Origin of the sequence: Campylobacter concisus (assembly GCF_902460545.1) — a bacterium.
Taxonomy (GTDB): Bacteria; Campylobacterota; Campylobacteria; order Campylobacterales; family Campylobacteraceae; genus Campylobacter_A; species Campylobacter_A concisus_AE.
Map to the genome: position 1 here is coordinate 83,525 of NZ_CABPUE010000002.1, position 18,736 is coordinate 102,260.

At 38.5% G+C, this 18,736-nt stretch carries 17 protein-coding genes; 15 read left to right on the forward strand and 2 right to left on the reverse strand.

The genetic code is table 11. The features are described 5' to 3' along the window. On the forward strand, positions 1 to 1,278 hold a 1,278-nt coding region (locus FZ949_RS02205; protein WP_262367767.1), incomplete at its 5' end, for an aminotransferase class V-fold PLP-dependent enzyme. Between the two features lie 37 nt (positions 1,279 to 1,315). Here the strand turns inward: FZ949_RS02205 and FZ949_RS02210 are convergent. Continuing rightward, complete coding sequence (locus FZ949_RS02210) at positions 1,316 to 2,422, reverse strand: FtsW/RodA/SpoVE family cell cycle protein (protein ID WP_107952737.1); 1,107 nt, start codon at positions 2,420 to 2,422, stop codon at positions 1,316 to 1,318. Between the two features lie 52 nt (positions 2,423 to 2,474). Between FZ949_RS02210 and FZ949_RS02215 the strand changes: the two genes are divergently transcribed. From FZ949_RS02215 to mnmC, 14 genes are all read left to right on the forward strand, one after another. Then, on the forward strand, positions 2,475 to 3,446 hold the full coding sequence (locus FZ949_RS02215) for an RluA family pseudouridine synthase (RefSeq protein ID WP_103580518.1): 972 nt from the start codon (positions 2,475 to 2,477) through the stop codon (positions 3,444 to 3,446). Further along, on the forward strand, positions 3,379 to 4,053 hold the full coding sequence (locus FZ949_RS02220) for a fibronectin type III domain-containing protein (protein WP_180998608.1): 675 nt from the start codon (positions 3,379 to 3,381) through the stop codon (positions 4,051 to 4,053). The genes FZ949_RS02215 and FZ949_RS02220 overlap by 68 nt, the downstream gene beginning before the upstream one ends. Positions 4,054 to 4,159: 106 nt before the next feature. After that, entirely contained in the window at positions 4,160 to 4,585 is a 426-nt protein-coding gene (locus FZ949_RS02225; RefSeq protein WP_258033426.1) for a fibronectin type III domain-containing protein, read from the forward strand. Then, positions 4,585 to 5,772, forward strand: a complete 1,188-nt coding sequence (gene trmB / locus FZ949_RS02230) for a tRNA (guanosine(46)-N7)-methyltransferase TrmB (RefSeq protein ID WP_148790079.1) — start codon at positions 4,585 to 4,587, stop codon at positions 5,770 to 5,772. Before FZ949_RS02225 ends, trmB begins: the two co-directional genes overlap by 1 nt. After that, positions 5,756 to 6,427, forward strand: a complete 672-nt coding sequence (locus FZ949_RS02235) for a cell division ATP-binding protein FtsE (protein ID WP_021091805.1) — start codon at positions 5,756 to 5,758, stop codon at positions 6,425 to 6,427. Before trmB ends, FZ949_RS02235 begins: the two co-directional genes overlap by 17 nt. After that, positions 6,414 to 7,229, forward strand: a complete 816-nt coding sequence (locus tag FZ949_RS02240; RefSeq protein ID WP_107770720.1) for an FtsX-like permease family protein — start codon at positions 6,414 to 6,416, stop codon at positions 7,227 to 7,229. The genes FZ949_RS02235 and FZ949_RS02240 overlap by 14 nt, the downstream gene beginning before the upstream one ends. Beyond that, a complete protein-coding gene (locus FZ949_RS02245) occupies positions 7,226 to 8,446 on the forward strand; it encodes a murein hydrolase activator EnvC family protein (RefSeq protein WP_107952732.1) in 1,221 nt (406 codons plus the stop codon). The genes FZ949_RS02240 and FZ949_RS02245 overlap by 4 nt, the downstream gene beginning before the upstream one ends. 73 nt (positions 8,447 to 8,519) lie before the next feature. After that, positions 8,520 to 9,236 (forward strand): UMP kinase, encoded by a 717-nt coding sequence (gene pyrH / locus FZ949_RS02250; protein WP_107952730.1) that lies wholly within the window; start codon positions 8,520 to 8,522, stop codon positions 9,234 to 9,236. 18 nt (positions 9,237 to 9,254) lie between these two features. After that, positions 9,255 to 9,470: a DNA-directed RNA polymerase subunit omega gene (locus tag FZ949_RS02255; RefSeq protein WP_021091717.1), complete on the forward strand. Its 216-nt coding sequence runs from the start codon at positions 9,255 to 9,257 to the stop codon at positions 9,468 to 9,470. Next, positions 9,457 to 11,646, forward strand: a complete 2,190-nt coding sequence (locus FZ949_RS02260; protein ID WP_084041542.1) for a RelA/SpoT family protein — start codon at positions 9,457 to 9,459, stop codon at positions 11,644 to 11,646. Before FZ949_RS02255 ends, FZ949_RS02260 begins: the two co-directional genes overlap by 14 nt. 10 nt (positions 11,647 to 11,656) lie before the next feature. Beyond that, complete coding sequence (gene tyrS / locus FZ949_RS02265) at positions 11,657 to 12,862, forward strand: tyrosine--tRNA ligase (protein WP_107952726.1); 1,206 nt, start codon at positions 11,657 to 11,659, stop codon at positions 12,860 to 12,862. Next, complete coding sequence (locus tag FZ949_RS02270; protein ID WP_021091713.1) at positions 12,863 to 13,954, forward strand: nitronate monooxygenase; 1,092 nt, start codon at positions 12,863 to 12,865, stop codon at positions 13,952 to 13,954. Beyond that, entirely contained in the window at positions 13,951 to 15,390 is a 1,440-nt protein-coding gene (locus tag FZ949_RS02275; protein WP_103580523.1) for an N-acetylmuramoyl-L-alanine amidase family protein, read from the forward strand. The genes FZ949_RS02270 and FZ949_RS02275 overlap by 4 nt, the downstream gene beginning before the upstream one ends. Further along, positions 15,387 to 17,255 carry a bifunctional tRNA (5-methylaminomethyl-2-thiouridine)(34)-methyltransferase MnmC2/FAD-dependent 5-carboxymethylaminomethyl-2-thiouridine(34) oxidoreductase MnmC1 gene (gene mnmC, locus FZ949_RS02280; RefSeq protein WP_103580524.1) on the forward strand — a complete coding sequence of 623 codons (1,869 nt, stop codon included), beginning with the start codon at positions 15,387 to 15,389 and terminating at the stop codon, positions 17,253 to 17,255. Before FZ949_RS02275 ends, mnmC begins: the two co-directional genes overlap by 4 nt. 58 nt (positions 17,256 to 17,313) lie before the next feature. Here the strand turns inward: mnmC and putP are convergent. After that, positions 17,314 to 18,736 (reverse strand): sodium/proline symporter PutP (gene putP / locus FZ949_RS02285; RefSeq protein WP_148790128.1); only part of this gene is annotated, 1,423 nt, incomplete at its 5' end.

An 18,736-nucleotide genomic window follows, 5' to 3' on the forward strand; every position in this document is an offset into this window, starting at 1 on the left:
TTGCTAAATATCGATGAAATAAGAAAAAATATCATTTTAAAAGAGGGTCTTTACTATTTTGACTACACGGCTTCAGGTCTTGCTTATAAGCCCATTGAAGATGAAATTTTAAAATTTTTAAAAACCTATGCAAACACTCACTCAGATAGTAGTTCAAGCGCAGCGTTAACGCAAAAATACTATGAAAATGCAAGAGCTGAGTTAAAAAGCTTATTGGGTCTTGATGATAGTTTTTATCTTATCGCGACTGGTCAAGGAGCAACGGCTGCGATAAAGAAATTTCAGGAGATAATGGGAATTTATATCTCACCAGCCACAAGAGCTTTGATCGGCGAAGCAAATTTAAGAAATTTAAGCTTGCCACTAGCGATCATTGGCCCTTATGAGCATCACTCCGTTGAAGTTAGCTTAAGAGAAGGGCTTTGTGATATAAAACGTATAGAGCTTGATGAAAATAATGAGATAGATTATGCGATGCTTGAGAATACATTAAAACAAAATGCAAAAAGAAAGATAATAGCTAGTTTTAGCGCTGCCTCAAACGTCACTGGCGTTAAAACTAATTATAAAAAAATTTACTCGCTAATCAAAAAATACAATGGCATTTTAGCGCTTGATGTGGCCACTCTTAGTGCTTATGAAAATGTTGATTGCAGATATTTTGACGCACTGTTTCTCTCGCCTCACAAGCTGCTTGGTGGAGTTGGGAGTTGTGGGCTTTTGGCTATCAAAAAAGAGTTTTGTAAAAATTTGCCTACATTTGCAGCAGGAGGCACAGTCAAATACGTAAGCAGGACATCGCATATTTTTACTAGTGAAGTTGAAAATTTAGAAGAGGGCGGTACACCGCCGATAATGCAACTAATGCGTGCAAATTTAGCCTACAAGCTAAGAAACGAAATCGGACTTAATAATATAAAAGTGGCTGAATGTGAGCTGGGCGAGATGTTTTGTAAAGAGCTAGAAAAGATAGATGAGGTGATAAATTATTGTCCTGAAAATTTAGACAGATTGCCCATTTTTGCATTTAATGTAAAAGGCATTTCGCCTTATGATTTTGCTGCGAGCCTAAGTAGTGATTTTGGTATACAAACACGCGCAGGCTGTGATTGTGCTGGGCCGTATGGACATGATTTGCTTAATTTAAAAGATAATACCATTTTTGACGAAAAGCCTGGCTGGGTACGTGTTAGCATTCACTACACACATACAAAAGAAGATATAAAATATCTTATAAATGCTATAAAGTCTTGCATCAAAAAGCACAAAGAAGGATAGAGCAAAAACTATATATTTGATATTTGTGGAGAAAATTTTAGAAGTGAATTTTTATAAAGCTATAAGTTCTATCAAATCTAAAAGTTAGTAAATTTTGCAAAATTCCAAAAAGCACCATAAATGTAACAAAGCTGCTTCCACCGTAACTAAAAAATGGCAGTGGTACGCCCACAACTGGTGCAAAACCGATCGTCATCGAGACATTTACACCCACATAAACGAAGATTAGTGCAGCAATCCCCGTGGTGGTAACTTGTGTAAAATAGTCGTTTTTTAGACCGTAATTTAAACTTAAAAGATGTGTTATAAGTGCCCCATAAAGTCCAAGCAAAAATAATCCACCATAAAAGCCAAAACGCTCGATATTGTAGGCAAAGATGAAGTCGCTAGTGGCGATTGGCAAAAATTTAAAGTGCGTCTGTGTCGCTTCGTCCTTTGGCTTGCCCTTTAGTCCGCCACTTCCTATGGCGATGATGCTTTGTTTGACGTGATAGCTTGGCTCTTCAGCGATGAAATCGTGAATTCTTTTTTTTTGATAGTCATGTAAATTTTCATACAAAACTGGTGCCAAAAAGCCTATCGCAAGGATGATAGTTATCCAAATTTTCTTATTTACGCCGATGACAAAAAGGATGGTGTAGCCAACTATCAAAAGTATGAGTGCAGTGCCAAGATCAGGTTCTTTCATGATGAGTACAAATGGTAAAAGTATATAAAAACTAAGTCTTAAAAAATCTTTTACTCCGTATCCATTAGCCTCTGGAGGACGCTGTTTGATGAGATAGGCTAGCATCAGCAAAAAGGCTGGCTTCATCAGCTCTGATGGCTGGAGCGTGAAGTGAACAAAGGGGATTTCTAGCCAGCGCCTAGCTCCTAGTTTGCTAACGCCAAAGAGATCGACGCTTAAAAGTAACACGATGCAGATCCAGTAAAACATCGGAATAATCCAGTCGATACGCCTAATAGGCAGCAAAAACGCTACACAAAATGATGCAAAACCTATGCCAAAATAGATAAGTTGTTTGTTTGCTAAAATGTCGTTTGCTTCGGAAACTAGGATGTATGAAATTATGATAATTGGGATTATTAAAAACGGCTGAATAAAATCAAAATGTGTTAAAATACGCCGATCTAGTTTTATCAAGAAGCAAACCTTAATTTTTGGGCTAGATTATATCACAAACAAGGCTTTGATTTTGGTTAAATTTAATGTTTTAAACAGCTCAAGACTCGATGTTGTAGTAGCCAAAGAGCTTCAAATTTCACGCAATCAAGCTTTAAATTTGATAAAAGACTCCCTTGTAAGCGTAAATTTAAAACCAGTCTCAAAACCAAGCTTTTTGTTAAGTGAAAACGATGAAATTTGCGTAAATTTTGCCCCAAAAAAAGAGATACAAAACGAGTATGAAGTAAATTTTGACATCCCTATTATCTACGAAGATGACGATCTCATAGTGCTTAATAAACCGCCTCAAATCGTTGTTCATCAAGCTCCAAGTGTAAAAGAGGCGACACTTGTTGAATGGCTAAATAAAAAGGGCTTTATGCTCTCAAATTTAAACGGCGACGTAAGAGCTGGCATCGTCCACCGCCTAGATAAGGGCACGAGTGGCGCTATCGTCGTTGCTAAAAACAACTTCACCCACGCAAAACTTAGTGAGCAGCTAAGCGATAAGAGCATGGGGCGAATTTATCTAGCGCTCACCGATCTGCCGTTAAAAGAGGACATCATCATAGAAAAGCCAATCGGTAGAAATCCAAACAACCGCCTAAAAAAAGCCATCGTTGCGGATGCTAAATTTGCAAAAAGTGCCTTTGTAAATTTGCTAAGCGAAAATGGCATAAATTTAATAGCAGCAAAACTTTTTACAGGCAGGACTCATCAGATAAGAGTGCATCTTGCTAGCATAAACCGCCATATTTTAGGCGATGATTTATACGGATTTAAGAGCCAAGGCGATAAAATAAGCAGAGTTATGCTTCACGCTTATATGCTTTATTTTATCCATCCACGAACTGGCAAAAGGGTGGAATTTATCGCAAAAACGTATGATGACTTTAACCAAATAATTTACAAAAAAATTCCCAAGGAGATTTTTGATGAAAAAATTTGCCCTACGCATATTGACACCATTTTTAGCAGCTTTCTTAGCGGGATGCAGCTCTAGCGTACCGACTCAGCAAAGCATGTCACTACCTACGATTACAAGTTTAAAAACTATTTCAGACATGACAGAAGTTGGTTTTGAATGGAACCCAGTAACCGATGAGAGCGTCGTTGGCTACTATCTTTACCGCTCAAATCCAAATGATGCAAACTCAAAAATGCAACTAGTTGCAAACATAAAAGACCGCTTTGCAACGCACTATGTGGACCGCAATCTAGCTCCAGAGACAACTTACTCGTACCAAATGAGAACCTACTCAAGTAACGCCATCTCTCAACCGGGCACGATCGCAACAGCAACTACAAAGCCACTGCTTGATTCAGTACCATTTTCGCAAGCTATTACAGGGCTTCCAGGACGTGTAAAAGTGATCTGGAGACCACATCCTGATAGCACAGTGGCAAGCTATATCATTCAAAGAAGTGATGCAGGAGCTAATAAATTTAGCCAAATCGCAGAGGTAAATGGCAGACTAAATGCCGAATATATCGACACAGAGGTAAAACCTGGCAAGTCTTATGAGTATAGAATTTTAGTTAAAACTTCTTCAGGCGTTGTCTCAAAACCAAGCCAAAACATAAGTGCAACGACAAAGGAGTTACCCTAAATCAGTAACGAATCTTCAGGCAACAAAAAATGCACCAAAAAAGATAATTTTAACTTGGGATTACGTGCCGGCTGAGGATTTTGCTTATTTTAAGGTTTATAGGACAGTGAGTAAAATTTTACCTTACACATACCTAGCAAAAACGACTAGCAACACCTATGAAGATCTCATAAACACAAATGCGGCAACAAGGTATTACAGAGTCACAGCAGTCGATAAAGACGGCCTTGAGAGCTTAAAACAAGAAGAGCCAATCGTGGGGATAACACTTGGTGCGCCAAAGGCTCCAAATATTAGTGCTAGCTACGATGGTAGCGGCGTAAATGTAAACTGGAGTGCAGTTGATAGAGCCAGTTCGTACACGGTTTATAGAAGCGGTGCAAGTGAGAAAATTTTTAGTGGCATAGATGGTACTGGACTTAGAGATGATAGCGTGCAAAAAGGAGCTAGCTATTCTTACAGCGTCGTAGCTATCGATGAGTACGGCATCGCCTCTGATAAGTCATCAAAAGCAGAAGTTAGCATAAAATAATGCCAAATTTCATCGCTTCGTCTTTAAAAGAGCTCTCGTTTCCATTTGGTAATGACAAAGTCAAATTTCTTTGGCAGGCAAATGGGCGAAACGAGAGGCTCATCTACACAAAAAATGAAGAAGAGAGCTTTTTTCTAGTTGTAAAGCCCGGTAAAAATGGCGTTGTTGTAAAGGGAGAGAAGCTTACAAAGCCAGCTAAAGTTGGACTTTTACAAGAGGCGCTTGAGCTTTTTAAGGAGCAAAATTGCAATGATGTAATCAGTCAAGCATTTGCTGTAAAAAAGACAAATTTGACTAAAAAAGTGAGTGAAATTTTAAGCCTTGAAGAGTTTGTACCAGCGTTTTGCGAGCTAAAAGATAAATTTAAAGAGATTTTCATCGAGATCGGCTTTGGCTCCGGTAGGCACTTGCTTTATCAAGCTAAAAACAATCCAAATGCCCTAGTTGTCGGAATAGAAGTCTATAAACCAAGCATCGAGCAAGTAGCAAAGCTAGCTAAGGCAAATGACCTAGAAAACGTGCGTCTAATAAACACCGACGCCAGACTTCTACTCTCACTTATTGGCTCAAATTTAGTTGATAGAGTCTTTTTACACTTTCCAGTGCCGTGGGACAAGGCCGAGCATAGGCGCGTGGTCTCATCGGCATTTGCACTTGAATGTGAAAGGATACTAAAGCTTGGCGGCAAATTTGAGCTAAGGACCGATAGCAAGGAGTATTGCGATTTTAGCTTGAGTAAATTTTTAGAGCCTACAAACTCAAAAATAGAAGCTTTCAAAAATAGAAATCTAGAAGTAACAAGCAAGTATGAAGACCGCTGGAGACGTCAAGATAAGGATATTTACGATGTCATTTATACTTGTGAGGTTGAAAGTGGCGAGAGTGTTTTAGCTGGAGATTTTAACTTTAAAGAAAAGACAAGCGTAAAAAATATCATTAAAAATTTTAAAAATTTTATTATCAAAAAAGAAGATTATTTTTTACATTTTGAAGAAATTTACACCATAAATAAGGGTGAAATTTTGCTAAAAGTTGCTTTTGGAGCATTTAATAAACCTGAGCAATGTTTTATCAAAATAAGCGATGAAAAAAGCGAATATTTTATAAAAAAACCGATCTTAATTCGTGAGAATTTAGCTGCACACGAGCTTTTGAAGGAGTATTTGGCTGATGCAAGAGATAATTAGTGCAAGAAATTTGAGCCTAGCTTATGAACGCGATGAAATCGTAATTAATAGCGTCAATTTAGATATTTATGCAAATGATTTTGTCTTTATCACAGGCAAGAGCGGAAGTGGAAAAAGCACACTTTTAAAATCATTTTATGGAGAAATTTCACCTCTTGCTGGAGAGCTAAATGTCTGCATGACTCAAATGGACGACATCGATGATAAAAGACTTTGTGAGCTTAGGCAGCGAGTTGGCATTATATTTCAAAATTATCGCTTGATAAATGAATGGAATGTGGAAAGAAACGTCATGTTACCCCTCATCATCAAAGGCATCAATCAAAATGTGAGTAAAAAGCAAGTAGCAAAGCTTTTAAAACATGTAAATATGCTTCATAAAGCCGATAAATATCCTCGTGAGCTAAGCGGTGGTGAGCAGCAAAGAGTAGCGATGGCAAGGGCTCTAGCGCACAATCCAAATTTGCTCTTATGCGACGAGCCAACTGGAAATTTAGACGAATACTCGAGCGATGTCATCTGGTCGCTTCTAAAATCAGCTAGGGAATTTTTAGGCACGAGCGTAGTTGTGGTGACGCATCACATCCCATCGACACTTCGTATCCCATACCGTCACTTTGTCATAGAAAATGGAGGCGTGCATGAGATCGCTTAAAAATCATCTTGGATTCATTTTGCCGCTGATCGCGCTTTTGTTCTCCGTGCAGTTTAGCCTAACTGCTGATAAGGTTGTGAGAGATTATGAAAGACTTATGGGAAATGACTACAACATCGTCATAGTTTCAAGCAAAGAGCTAAGCGAGCCCGTGTTAAAGCCGATTGTGAGTAATCTATCTAGCCTCGAGCCACTAAGTCCGCAAAAGATCATCGACCGCCTCTCAAATGATATCTCGGCTAAAAATTTATCCATACTGCAAAATGCACTGCCAAAATTTTACTCACTAAAACTTAGCGAATTTCCGACACCGCAGTACATGGATGATCTAAAGCAAAAACTTTTAAAATTTGATGGCATCACAAAGGTCGAGACATTTTCAAAGACTCACGATAAGGTCTTTAAAATGCTAAATTTAGCAAAAAGCATATCGTATGCTTTTATGGCGATACTTTGTGTGGTTGGGCTTATGCTTATGCTAAAGCAGGCTAAAATTTGGCTATTTGAGCATAGAGAGCGCATTGAGATTATGACGCTTTTTGGAGCACCATTTTGGCTAAAATCAGCCATGCTTTACAAATCGGCTATGGTTGATAGCCTAGTTGCTACCACTATAGTTGGTGCATTTTTCTTTTTCTTGCCTAGCATTGAAATTTTTAGAGAAAATGCCGCGAGCATCGATGTAGTATTGCCTAGTCTTGATCCCTCAAGAGATATTTTTATTTTATTTGGCGTGGCTATGTTTTTAAGCATTTTTGCTGTTAGTTTGGTGATGAGTAAGGCTAGAAAAAGCACGATATGAGAAAAGGAATTTTTACATTTTTGCTAGCTTTTAGCTTAGCTTTTGCGTCAAATACCAAAGAGAAGATCAAAGACTCCAAAAACTCGCTAAGATCGAGTCAAGCGATGAGCGAGCAGCTTAGTAAAAAGCTAGATGATTTGGCTGGTGATATCGTAAATGGCGAGAAAAAACTTCGCGGTATAAGTGGCGATATCACAAATTTAAAGGGTCAAATTTCAGTCCTTGAGACAAATGCTTCAAAAGCACTTATCGAGCTTGATGATCTAACGAAACAGAACAAAGAGCTAGAACGCACACAAAAAGAGCTTGAGCAAAATATGATAAGGATCATCGCAGAAGATTTGTCGTTTGATCTTTTGATGTCTGCAACTGAGGGCAAGCAAAGCGAGGAGAGCATCATTTCGTCTCAAATTTTAACCAAGCTAAATGCCATCACAAAAGAGGATTTTAAAAGGCTTAGCCAAAACTATGAAGATACGATTGAGAAGATAAAAAATAAATCAAACAAAATAAGCGAGATAAACTCAAGCATCAAAAACTATAGACGCAAGCAAAGTGACTTGCAAAATTTAGAAAGTACACAAAAAAATACTATAAACGGACTAAAACGAGATAAAGAAATTTACAGCAAAAAGCTAGCCAAGCTTCAAGCCCAGCAGGATGAGCTAAGAAAGACGCTAGAGCAGCTTGCTATCATGCAAAAACAAGAAGATGAAGCTGCACGTGCTGCTAGAGAAAAACAAGAAAAAGCAGCTGCAAGCAAAGGTGGTAAAAAAGGCGAAAAAAGCCAGCCAATGGGTGGAGGCTATCAAACAAGCTCGGTCAAAAAATATTCAGGTGCAAAGACAATCGCTCCTCTTGATAGCTACACCGTAAAGCAAAAATTTGGAAATTACGTAGACCCAATATATAACATAAAAATTTTTAACGAGTCAGTCATACTTCGATCAACTACGCCAGACGCCAAAGTTAAAAGCGTACTAAATGGCAAGGTGGTCTTTGCAAAAGCAACTCCGATGCTTGAAAATGTAGTCATCATTGAAAACGAAAATGGCATCCACACGATCTATGCTCACCTAAGCCAGATCGCACCGACGGTTAAGGTAGGCTCAGTCGTGCAAAAAGGCTACGTTATAGGCCGAGTTAGAAATGATCTAACCTTTGAAGTGACGCAAAGAAACTACCATATCGATCCACTTGAGATGATCTCAAAATAGCCGCTTTGCAAGTGCTATTAACTAAATTTAAAGCCTTTTTGGCTAGAATGCGTGAATTTTAAGGAGCAAGACAATGAGTAAAAGAAAACGCGTATTGGTTAAATTTTCAGGCGAAGCTTTAGCGGGAGAGAATGGTTTTGGCATAGATACGGCGGTGCTTAAATTTATAGCAAATGAGATAAAAGAGCTTGTCGAAAATGGTATCGAGGTTGGCATCGTGATAGGTGGTGGCAATATTATACGTGGTGTGAGTGCTGCAAAAGATGGCATCATCAAACGAACAAGCGGCGATCACATGGGCATGCTAGCAACTGTTATAAATTCGATCGCAATGCGTGAAGCTTTAGAGCGAAGCGGGCTAGAGGTAAGAGTACAAAGTGCTATAAAAATGGAAGCGATCTGCGAAACATTTATTGTTGGACGTGCTCAGCGTCATTTAGAAAAAGGCAGAGTCGTTATATTTGCTGCAGGTACTGGCAATCCTTTCTTTACAACTGATACAGCAGCAACTTTAAGAGCTATTGAAATCGGCTCAGATATGATCATAAAAGCTACAAAGGTTGATGGCGTTTATGATAAAGACCCTAAAAAATTCAAAGATGCAAAACTATTAAAATCACTAAACTACGAAAAGGCGATGAGCGATGACATCAAGGTTATGGACGATACTGCCATAGCTTTGGCAAAGGACAACGCACTGCCGATCTTAGTTTGTAATATGTTTAAGGCTGGAAATTTATTAAAAATAATAAATGAAGAAGAAGCGGCCCTATACTCAGTAGTAAAATAAATTTTAAAAAGGATAAATATGAGAACAGAACAAATAACAGCAAGAGCGTTAAAACAAGTTGGTGATGATAGATATAAACTTTCACTTATCGTAGCAAAGCGTGCAGAAGCACTAGCAAATGGAGCAGTAGTGCTTGTAGAAGCCGATACTTCAAAGATGAAATTTGCTGACATTGCACTACTTGAAGTAGCTGAGGGTAAAATAGGCTTAGAGGCAATAGTTGAAGGAAAATAGTCTTTTTTTAGAGCAGCTAATAGAACAAATTTTACCTTGTAAAAATGTTTCAGAAGCTATAACGCTGCTCTTTTCTCTTTGCGAACGAAGCGAGAAATTAGACAAAGCTATAGATAGCTGTGTCACATCTCATGCTGGTCAATACCGTAAAAGTGGCGAGCCATACGCAATCCATCCTATCTTAGTAGCATCAATAGTAGCAAATATGGGTGGAGATGAGAGCATGGTCATAGCTGCGCTACTTCACGATGTAGTTGAAGATACTGAAGTTACACTTAGCGAAGTCCAGGCTGAATTTGGCGATGAAGTGGCAAAGCTGGTTGAGGGGCTTACAAAGATAGTTGCTATAAGAGAAAACAAGCTTGCAAGCTCAAGTAGTAACGAAAAACTAGCAAGTTCGGCGCTAACTTTTAGAAAAATGCTTTTAATCTCCATTGAGGATGTTAGAGTTCTTGTGGTTAAGCTTTGTGACAGACTTCATAATATGCTAACCCTTGATGCATTAAAAGTAGAAAAACAAAAACGTATTGCTGAAGAGACGCTTATGGTCTATGCTCCGATCGCTCATAGGCTTGGAATTTCATCGATTAAAAACATACTTGAGGATCTAAGCTTTAAATATGCGATGCCAGAAGAATACGCCAAGATCGATAGCTTTTTAAATAAAAATAAGCAGCAGCTTAGCCTTAAACTAAATGCTTTTTACGAGAAAGTAAATCAAATTTTGCTTGAAAATGGCTTTATTGAGGGCACTTTTGAGATACAAAAACGCATAAAGCATTACTATTCGATTTATTTAAAAATGCAAAGAAAAGGTATTTCGATTGAAGAGGTGCTTGATTTGCTCGCTATTAGAATTCTTGTGCAAAAGCCGCTTGATTGCTACCTTGCGCTTGGAAATTTGCATATAAATTTTAATCCTCTTATTTCGAGATTTAAGGATTATATTGCGCTTCCAAAGCAAAATGGCTATCAGACGATACATACAACTATTTTTGATAATAAGAGTATTTTTGAGGCACAAGTTCGTACTTACGATATGCACAAAACCGCTGAATATGGTGTCGCAGCTCACTGGAAATACAAAAACGGCGAGGGCAGTTTACTTAATCCAAAACTTGACTGGCTAAACGACATTGGTATGCAAAATAATGAAGCTGAAAGTAATGTCGAAGAGCTTTATGAATATGCAAAAGATAGTCTTTATATAGAAGATATTGCGGTCTATTCGCCAAAAGGTGAGGTTTTTACGCTTCCACGTGGGGCTACTGCACTTGATTATGCTTATGAGATTCACACAGAGATCGGACTTTACGCAAAAGAAGCTTATATAAATCGCGTCAGGATGCCACTTTTAACAGAGCTAAAAAACGGTGATATTGTAAGGATCGTAACTGGCGAGGAGGCAAAATTTCGCTGTTCGTGGATAAATAGCGTTCGAACTGGTAAAGCAAGGGCTACGATAAGAACATACTGCAAGCAAAAGATAAAAGATATAAATTATAAAATCGCAGTTGATATTTTAAAGTCGGTTTTTGGCGTTTCAAAAGATAGAATTTTAGACTGGATAGAGCATGAAAATTTAGGCAAAAAAGTTTTTCGTGCTGCAACTGAAAGCGATTTTTTGCAAGAGGTCGTAAATATGCTTAAAAAGTATATAAAAAAAGAGCGTCCTTTTATGATCTCTTTGGGCGATAAATATCAGGTTAAAAAGCAAAAATTTGAAAATATCGTAATCTACTCAAATCATAAAATTTCAAATGTCGAGTTTGACTATTGTTGTAACCCAAAAAGAGGCGATAGCATAGTTGGCTTTAAAAATGGGCACAATGTGACAGTGCATCACAAGCTTTGTGAGCGTGCTGGAAAGCTTATGGATAAGGGCAATGAGATCATCTTTGTCAAATGGACTAGAAATGCCCCACATAGATATAAAATTTTATTAAATCTAGAGAACCGAAAAGGCGCGTTGGCTGAATTTCTAACATATCTTGCTAGACTAGATGTAAATTTGGCTACAATCTCGCTAAATGAAGCAAATGACCTTAGCGGTGATACATTTGAGATAAGTGTTGAGATAGCTGAAAACATCGATGCAAACGAGCTAAGAGAGAAGATCAAAGATAGATATAAGATTATAGATTTCGTTTCGCAAAGCGATCCATACCATAACTAGGAGAAAGATAATGCAAGATATAGCTGAAATTTTACAAGAGATAAAACGCGGTGTTGCCGAGATTATTGACTTTGAAAGAGTTGAGAATTTAATAAAAAACTATTATGAAAAAGGTGAAAATTTCTATGTAAAGGCTGGCTTTGATCCAACTGCTCCAGACCTTCATTTGGGCCACACAGTCGTTTTAAGCAAGATGGCACTGCTTCAAAAGTATGGTGCGATTGTGCAGTTTTTAATAGGTGACTTCACTGCTCAAATAGGCGATCCAACTGGTAAATCAGTAACTAGAAAAAAGTTAGATCAAGAGACAGTTTTAAAAAACGCTAAAACCTACGAAGAGCAAGTTTTTAAAATTTTAGATCCAAAAAAGACCGTGATAATGTTTAACTCGAAATGGTCAAATGAGCTTGGAGCTGCTGGAATGATAGAGCTAACTAGCACATTTTCAGTCGCTAGAATGCTAGAGCGCGATGATTTTGAAAAAAGGATAAAATCTGGTAGTCCAATTTCAATTTGTGAATTTATGTATCCACTTCTTCAAGGTTATGATAGCGTTGCGATGAAGTGCGATATCGAGATGGGCGGTACGGATCAGAAATTCAACCTTCTAATGGGTAGAACCTTGCAGAGAACTTATAACGTCGGCAAAGAGCAAGCTGTCATCATGATGCCACTTCTTGAGGGGCTTGATGGTGTAAATAAGATGAGCAAAAGTCTTGGAAATTATATCGGCGTAACTGAAAATGCAAATGATATGTTTGCAAAAACGCTTAGTATAAGCGATGAGCTAATGTGGCGTTGGTACGAGCTTTTAAGTACAAAAAGCCTTGGCGAGATAGAAAATTTAATGAACGATGTAAAAAACGGCAAGTATCATCCAAAAAAAGCAAAAGAGGACCTTGCTTACGAGATAACAGCAAGGTATCACGGCGAGGAAGCTGCAAAAGCTGCAAAGGCTGAGTTTAATAGCGTGCACTCTCAAAATCAGCTCCCAACTGATATCAAAGAATTTAGCCTAAAAGCACCAGTTTGGATCGTGGAAGCTTTATCGCAGTGTGAGTTAAGTGAGTCAAATTCTCAAGCAAGACGCGACATAAAGGCAAATGCGGTTAGCGTCAATCAAGAAAAGATCAGTGATGAGCAGTTAAAATTAGAGGCAGGTGAATATATCTTGCAAGTCGGTAAGCGTAAATTTGCAAAAGTAAAGGTTGAATAGATGGAGTTAAAGCCATTAAAAATAGGAAAATATGAGATAAAGTATCCGATATTTCAAGGCGGTATGGGACTTGGTATCAGCTGGGACAAACTAGCTGGCAACGTCAGCCTTGAAGGCGGTCTTGGAATAATCAGCTCAGTTGGCACAGGATATTATGAAAATCGTAAATTTATAAACAAAGAGCTAAATGCAAAGCCATTTGGAAGTGAAAATTTCTACTCAACAAGAGGTCTTAGAGCAATTATTGAGAATGCCCGAAAAATTTGTGGAGATTTACCACTTGGTGTAAATATAATGTATGCTGCAAATGACTACGCAAGAGTGGTAAAAGATGCTTGTGAAGCCGGTATAAATATCATCGTATCAGGTGCTGGACTACCTACGAATTTGCCAGAATTTACACAAAATTTTAAAGAAGTCGCGCTAGTTCCTATTATCTCAAGTGCAAAAGCACTAAAGATCATCTGCAAACGTTGGCTACAAAGATATGATCGCTTACCAGATGCTGTCGTGCTTGAGGGGCCACTAAGCGGCGGACACCAAGGCTTTACTTACGAGCAGTGCCTTGATCCTGAGTTTTCGCTATTTAATCTAATCCCACAAGTAAAGGCCGAGATAAAAGAGTGGGGCGACTTTCCGCTCATCGCAGCCGGTGGAATTTGGGATAAAAATGATATAGAAAAAGCGATATCACTTGGAGCAGATGGCGTTCAAATGGGTACACGCTTCATCGGCACTCATGAGTGTGACGCAGATATTGGCTTTAAAGAAGTGATACTAGCAGCCGAGGAAAAGGACATAGAGCTTATAAAAAGTCCAGTTGGCTATCCGGCTCGTGGGATTAGAACAAATTTGATAAATTTGGTAGAAAAAAGGATGGGGCCAAAGATTCAGTGTATAAGCAACTGCGTGAGCCCTTGTCAAAGGGGCAAAGGAGCTAAAGAGGTTGGATATTGCATCGCTGATAGGCTGTTTGACTCATTTAGTGGCAAAAAAGAGACTGGGTTATTTTTTACGGGAGCAAATGGATATAAACTAAAAGAGCTAATAAGCGTAAAAGAGCTAATGCACAAGCTGGTACATGGTGAATGAAACGAGCGATAATCCTCTTTTTTATTGTTTGTAATTTTCTTTTTGCTGCAACAAATTCTGATATATTTGCAAAATTTGATAAAAATTTTGCTAGCTCAAGCAGAAGTGCAAAGATCAAATTTCACAACGATATAAAAGATATCTATGTCGACGCGATCATCAAAAATGACAAAAATATAAAAAAACAAGCACTCACAAGACTCATAACCAGCTCAAAATCGCTTGGTTTTGACTCAAGTGGGTATGTAAAAGATCTAAATGCACTAAATGGCGTAAAGAGTGCCAGTACGCCTAGTGCTGCTCTGACGCTACTTAGTGCTACAAAGGCAAATGACACTTTAGTGCTTAAGTTTAATACAAAAATTGATACTGCAAAATTAAAAACATCCTTTTTAAAGCAGCAAAATACATATAAAAACATTATGGATATTGATGGTAGACTAAATGGCAATCCGCTAACTTATAAAAATTTTATATCTGATTATATTCATATCTCGCAGTATGATAAAAACACTGTTAGAGTTATTTTTTCTGATAAGATCCAAAAGACTATAAAAGCAAATGCGACAGGCGATCTGCTTGTAATCAGCGCTCAAAATTTTATCTCAAACGAAAATGTAAAAGCACCACTTCATAAAACTAAAAACAAAAACGAAGAAGTGCCACACAAAGAGCCTGAGCCAAATTTAAAGCCACAGCCCGCACAAAGCGAGCCAGTGGCAGCACCTTTGCCACCAGTTGCGACTGGTAAATTTTCACGCAACAAAACGATCGTCATCGATCCAGGACATGGTGGCACTGATCCAGGTGCAGTAAATGGCAAACTGCAAGAAAAAACAGCCGTTTTAGGCGTGGCCAAAAAACTTGGCGACATACTAAAAGCGCGTGGTTACAAGGTCTATTTTACCAGGTCAACCGATGTCTTTATAAATTTAAGAACAAGAACAAAATTTGCAAATGATAAGATGGCCGATCTATTTGTTTCTATTCACGCAAATGCCGCTCCAAATGCTACAAAGGCAAAGAGTATGCACGGCATTGAGACATTTTTTTTATCGCCTGCAAGAAGCGAACGTAGTAAAAATGCAGCTGCGCTTGAGAACAAATCGGATATTGAAGAGATGAATTACTTTTCACAGCAGACATTTTTAAATGTACTAAATCGCGAGAAGATTATCGCGTCAAATAAGCTTGGCATTGATATCCAAAAAGAAATTTTAGCAAGTGCTAGAAAAGTCTATGCTGCAAGTGACGGCAGTGTGAGAGAGGCGCCGTTTTGGGTACTTGTTGGTGCTCTTATGCCGGCAGTTCTAGTCGAGATCGGCTACATCACACATCCAGTCGAGGGTGAAAAGCTCTTTAATGATGCATATCAAAACGCCCTTGCAAACGGCATAGCAAACGGCATAGATGGATATTTCGCAAAAAATAGATGAAAAATGCAAATTTAAGCTTTAAAGGACAAATTCCATTTAACGAGGAGTTTGGCGACATCTACTTTAATACCGATAAACCTTGGCTTGAGAGCGAATTTGTCTTTGCAAGTGCACTTGATGAAATTTGGCAGAGTAAAGATAGCTTCGTCATCGCTGAGACAGGATTTGGTGCCGGGCTAAATTTCTTCACACTTTGTAAGAAATTTAAAAATAGTTCTAAAAAACTTCACTTTGTTAGCATCGAAAAAAGCCCTATTAAAAAAGAAGATATTTTAAAAATTTATGAAAATTTAGGCATTTTTAAAGCTTATGCTAGAAAGCTGGTTTCGCTCTATCCACCTCTTATTGAGGGCATACACCGTATAAATTTTGCCCCAAATATCACACTTGATCTTTGCTACGGCGAGGCTAAAGAAATTTTACCTGAGCTTGATTTTAGCGCTGACATCTGGTTTCTAGATGGCTTTGCTCCAAGTAAAAATGACTCGATCTGGAGCGAAGAAATTTTTAGACAGATCGCAAGACTAAGCAAGGTTGGTACTATTGCTAGAACCTATTCGTGTGCAAAAATAGTAAAAGACGGCCTAAAGGGTGCTGGCTTTCTACTAAGCCTCAAAGAGGGCTATGCTAGAAAACGTCAGATGAGTAGCGCCGTGCTAGATAAAATGAATGAAAATTTAAAGGATGCTTGGTTTGCAAGATGCGAGCCACTGGCTAAGCCAAAAGGCAAAACAGCACTTATCATAGGAGCTGGCGTGGCTGGACTTGCAACAGCTGGCGAGCTAGCCAAAAATGGCTTTAAGGTTGTGATCGCTGAGGCAAAAAGCGAGGTGGCTACAAATGGCTCAGGCAATCACTGTGGCGCTTTGATGCCACTAGTTACCAAGCCTGGGGTAAATTTAGGTCGAATGCATTTAAACGCATTTTTGCAAGCAGTGAGATTTTACAAGGCAACTTTGCCAAAAAGCCTTATCAAATTTAATGGCTGCATCGACTACGCATTTGATGATGAGTTAATTAAAAGATATGGCTCATGGCAAACTCAAAGCGTAGAGGATATTTTTAAATTCGATGAGGGCCTAAAGCCATATCCTGGGATATTTATAAAAGAGGCAGCATACGCTAGGCCAAGAGAAATTTGTAAATTTTTATCAGGCAGTTTTGAAATTTTATTAAATCACGAGTATGAGAGCAGAGCACATCTGCAAAACGGCAAGATCAGCGTTAAATTTAAAAATGGTAAAATTTTAGAGACTGATATTTTGGTCTTTTGCACTGGCAGTAAGAGCAGTGAAATTTTTAATGGCTACAATATGCAAATAAGTAGTGTCCGTGGCCAAGTAACCCACTTAAAACCAGTGCTAAAAAATGCCATGCCGCTAAGCGCAAAAGGCTACATCTGCCCAGCTGTCAAAGGTTTGCAAGTTATCGGTGCAACTTATGCCAGAAATGAAATTTGCGATACGCCTAAAGTTGAGGATAATGCTAAAAATTTAAGCGATGTAAGCGAGTTTTTTGACACCACAAAAGCCACCATTATCGGCTCACGTGTAGGCTATAGAAGCTATAGTGGAGATAGGTTTCCGATAATTGGCGCCTTACATGACGAAGAATTTTACAAGCAAAACTACAAAGGGTTATTTTGGAGTAAAAATAAAGATAACAATCCAAAAGCAAGCTACGAAAAAAATGTCTTTGTAAATTTTGCTCACGGCTCGCGAGGTCTTTGCACAGCGATACTTGGAGCAAATTTGATAGCTGACCTTGTGCTTGATCGCCCACTTTGCATAGAAAGATCGCTATTTCATGAGCTTCATCCAGCTAGGTTTTTGATAAGAAAACTAAAAAAGGGATTAAAATTTTAAGAGAGAATTAGCAGAAATTCCTAGCACAAGATACTAAGAATTTCTTATAAGATAAGGCTTAAAGCCTTGTTTTCATCTTTTCAAATTCATCTTTTATAATTCGCTCGTGAGGTTCGCTTGTCATTTTATTTATCGCATCGCCCCAGATACTTACGCTAATGATCGCTATACAAGAAGCTATGATGCCAGGTAAAATTTCATAAACATAAGCGTTTAGTCCTGAAGTGATCCAAAATATTACGGTTGCACCTCCAGCTATCATACCAGCGAGTGCTCCAAGTGCACTCATGCGCTTCCAGTAAAGGCTAAAAAGCAGCACTGGTCCAAAGCTCGCACCAAATCCAGCCCAAGCGTTGCCAACGACGTTTAGGACATTGTCTGTTGAGATAAAGGCAAGTATTGTAGCAACTATGGCCACTACTACGACAGCATAGCGACTGATCGCTGTTTGTGTATTTTGACTAATCTCTTTTTTATAGAATGCAAAGATAAAGTCTTTTGTTACCGAGCTAGATGTAACTAAAAGCTGACTTGAGATAGTACTCATGATCGCTGAAAGCACAGCTGAGATGATAATGCCTATAAAAAATGGTGGGAAAAGTAGCTCGCCAAGCTTTAAAAACACCGTTTCAGGATCACTAAGTCCGCCTCTTTGACTAAAGTAGACAAAGCCGATAAGTCCGCTCATGATCGCACCAAGTAACCCAATGCTCATCCAACCAATGCCGATCCTTCTTGCTTTAGCAAGCTCTTTTGAGTCACGTATCGCCATAAATCTAACAATGATGTGTGGCTGACCAAAATAGCCAAATCCCCAAGCCATAAGTCCTAAAATTCCCCAAAAAGTTTGATCTCTAAATGGATTTAGGTGATTTGCGTCAAGCTTGCTTATCTCTTTTAGTAAATTTGTATCACTTGGCAAGTCTAAATTTAGATATGCTACGACTGGGATCGAGACTAGGACACAAAACATCAAAAGCCCCTGAAATGCGTCAGTTATACTAACTGCTTTAAATCCACCAAAAAATGTGTAAAAGACCACAATAACAAGTGTAAAGACCGCTCCGTAGGCAAATTTTAAACCAAAAAAGCTCTCAAATGTCTTTCCTCCAGCGATGATGCCGCTACTTACATAAAGTGTGAAAAATATCAAAATGATAAGACCAGAGATGATTCTTAAAATTTTAGTCCTATCTTTAAAGCGATTTTCTAAAAAGTCTGGTATCGTGATGCTATCACTCGCAACTTCAGTGTAAATTCTAAGCCTCTTTGCTAAAAATAAATAGTTGCAGTAAGCTCCAATGATAAGACCGATTATCATCCACACATTTGCTATGCCAGTTGCGTATAATGCTCCGGGCACGCCAAGTAGCATCCAACCACTCATATCAGAAGCACCAGCACTAAGTGCAGTAACCACTGGACCCATTCGACGGTTATCTAGCCGTCGAATGGGTCCAGTGGTTACTGCACTTAGTGCT

Bases quoted from the DNA above. Each gene is read 5' to 3' on its own strand.
- FZ949_RS02220 (WP_180998608.1), top strand. From the start codon at position 3,379: ATGAAAAAATTTGCCCTACGCATATTGACACCATTTTTAGCAGCTTTC.
- trmB (WP_148790079.1), top strand. From the start codon at position 4,585: ATGCCAAATTTCATCGCTTCGTCTTTAAAAGAGCTCTCGTTTCCATTT.
- FZ949_RS02235 (WP_021091805.1), top strand. From the start codon at position 5,756: ATGCAAGAGATAATTAGTGCAAGAAATTTGAGCCTAGCTTATGAACGC.
- FZ949_RS02240 (WP_107770720.1), top strand. From the start codon at position 6,414: ATGAGATCGCTTAAAAATCATCTTGGATTCATTTTGCCGCTGATCGCG.
- FZ949_RS02245 (WP_107952732.1), top strand. From the start codon at position 7,226: ATGAGAAAAGGAATTTTTACATTTTTGCTAGCTTTTAGCTTAGCTTTT.
- pyrH (WP_107952730.1), top strand. From the start codon at position 8,520: ATGAGTAAAAGAAAACGCGTATTGGTTAAATTTTCAGGCGAAGCTTTA.
- FZ949_RS02255 (WP_021091717.1), top strand. From the start codon at position 9,255: ATGAGAACAGAACAAATAACAGCAAGAGCGTTAAAACAAGTTGGTGAT.
- tyrS (WP_107952726.1), top strand. From the start codon at position 11,657: ATGCAAGATATAGCTGAAATTTTACAAGAGATAAAACGCGGTGTTGCC.
- FZ949_RS02270 (WP_021091713.1), top strand. From the start codon at position 12,863: ATGGAGTTAAAGCCATTAAAAATAGGAAAATATGAGATAAAGTATCCG.
- FZ949_RS02275 (WP_103580523.1), top strand. From the start codon at position 13,951: ATGAAACGAGCGATAATCCTCTTTTTTATTGTTTGTAATTTTCTTTTT.
- mnmC (WP_103580524.1), top strand. From the start codon at position 15,387: ATGAAAAATGCAAATTTAAGCTTTAAAGGACAAATTCCATTTAACGAG.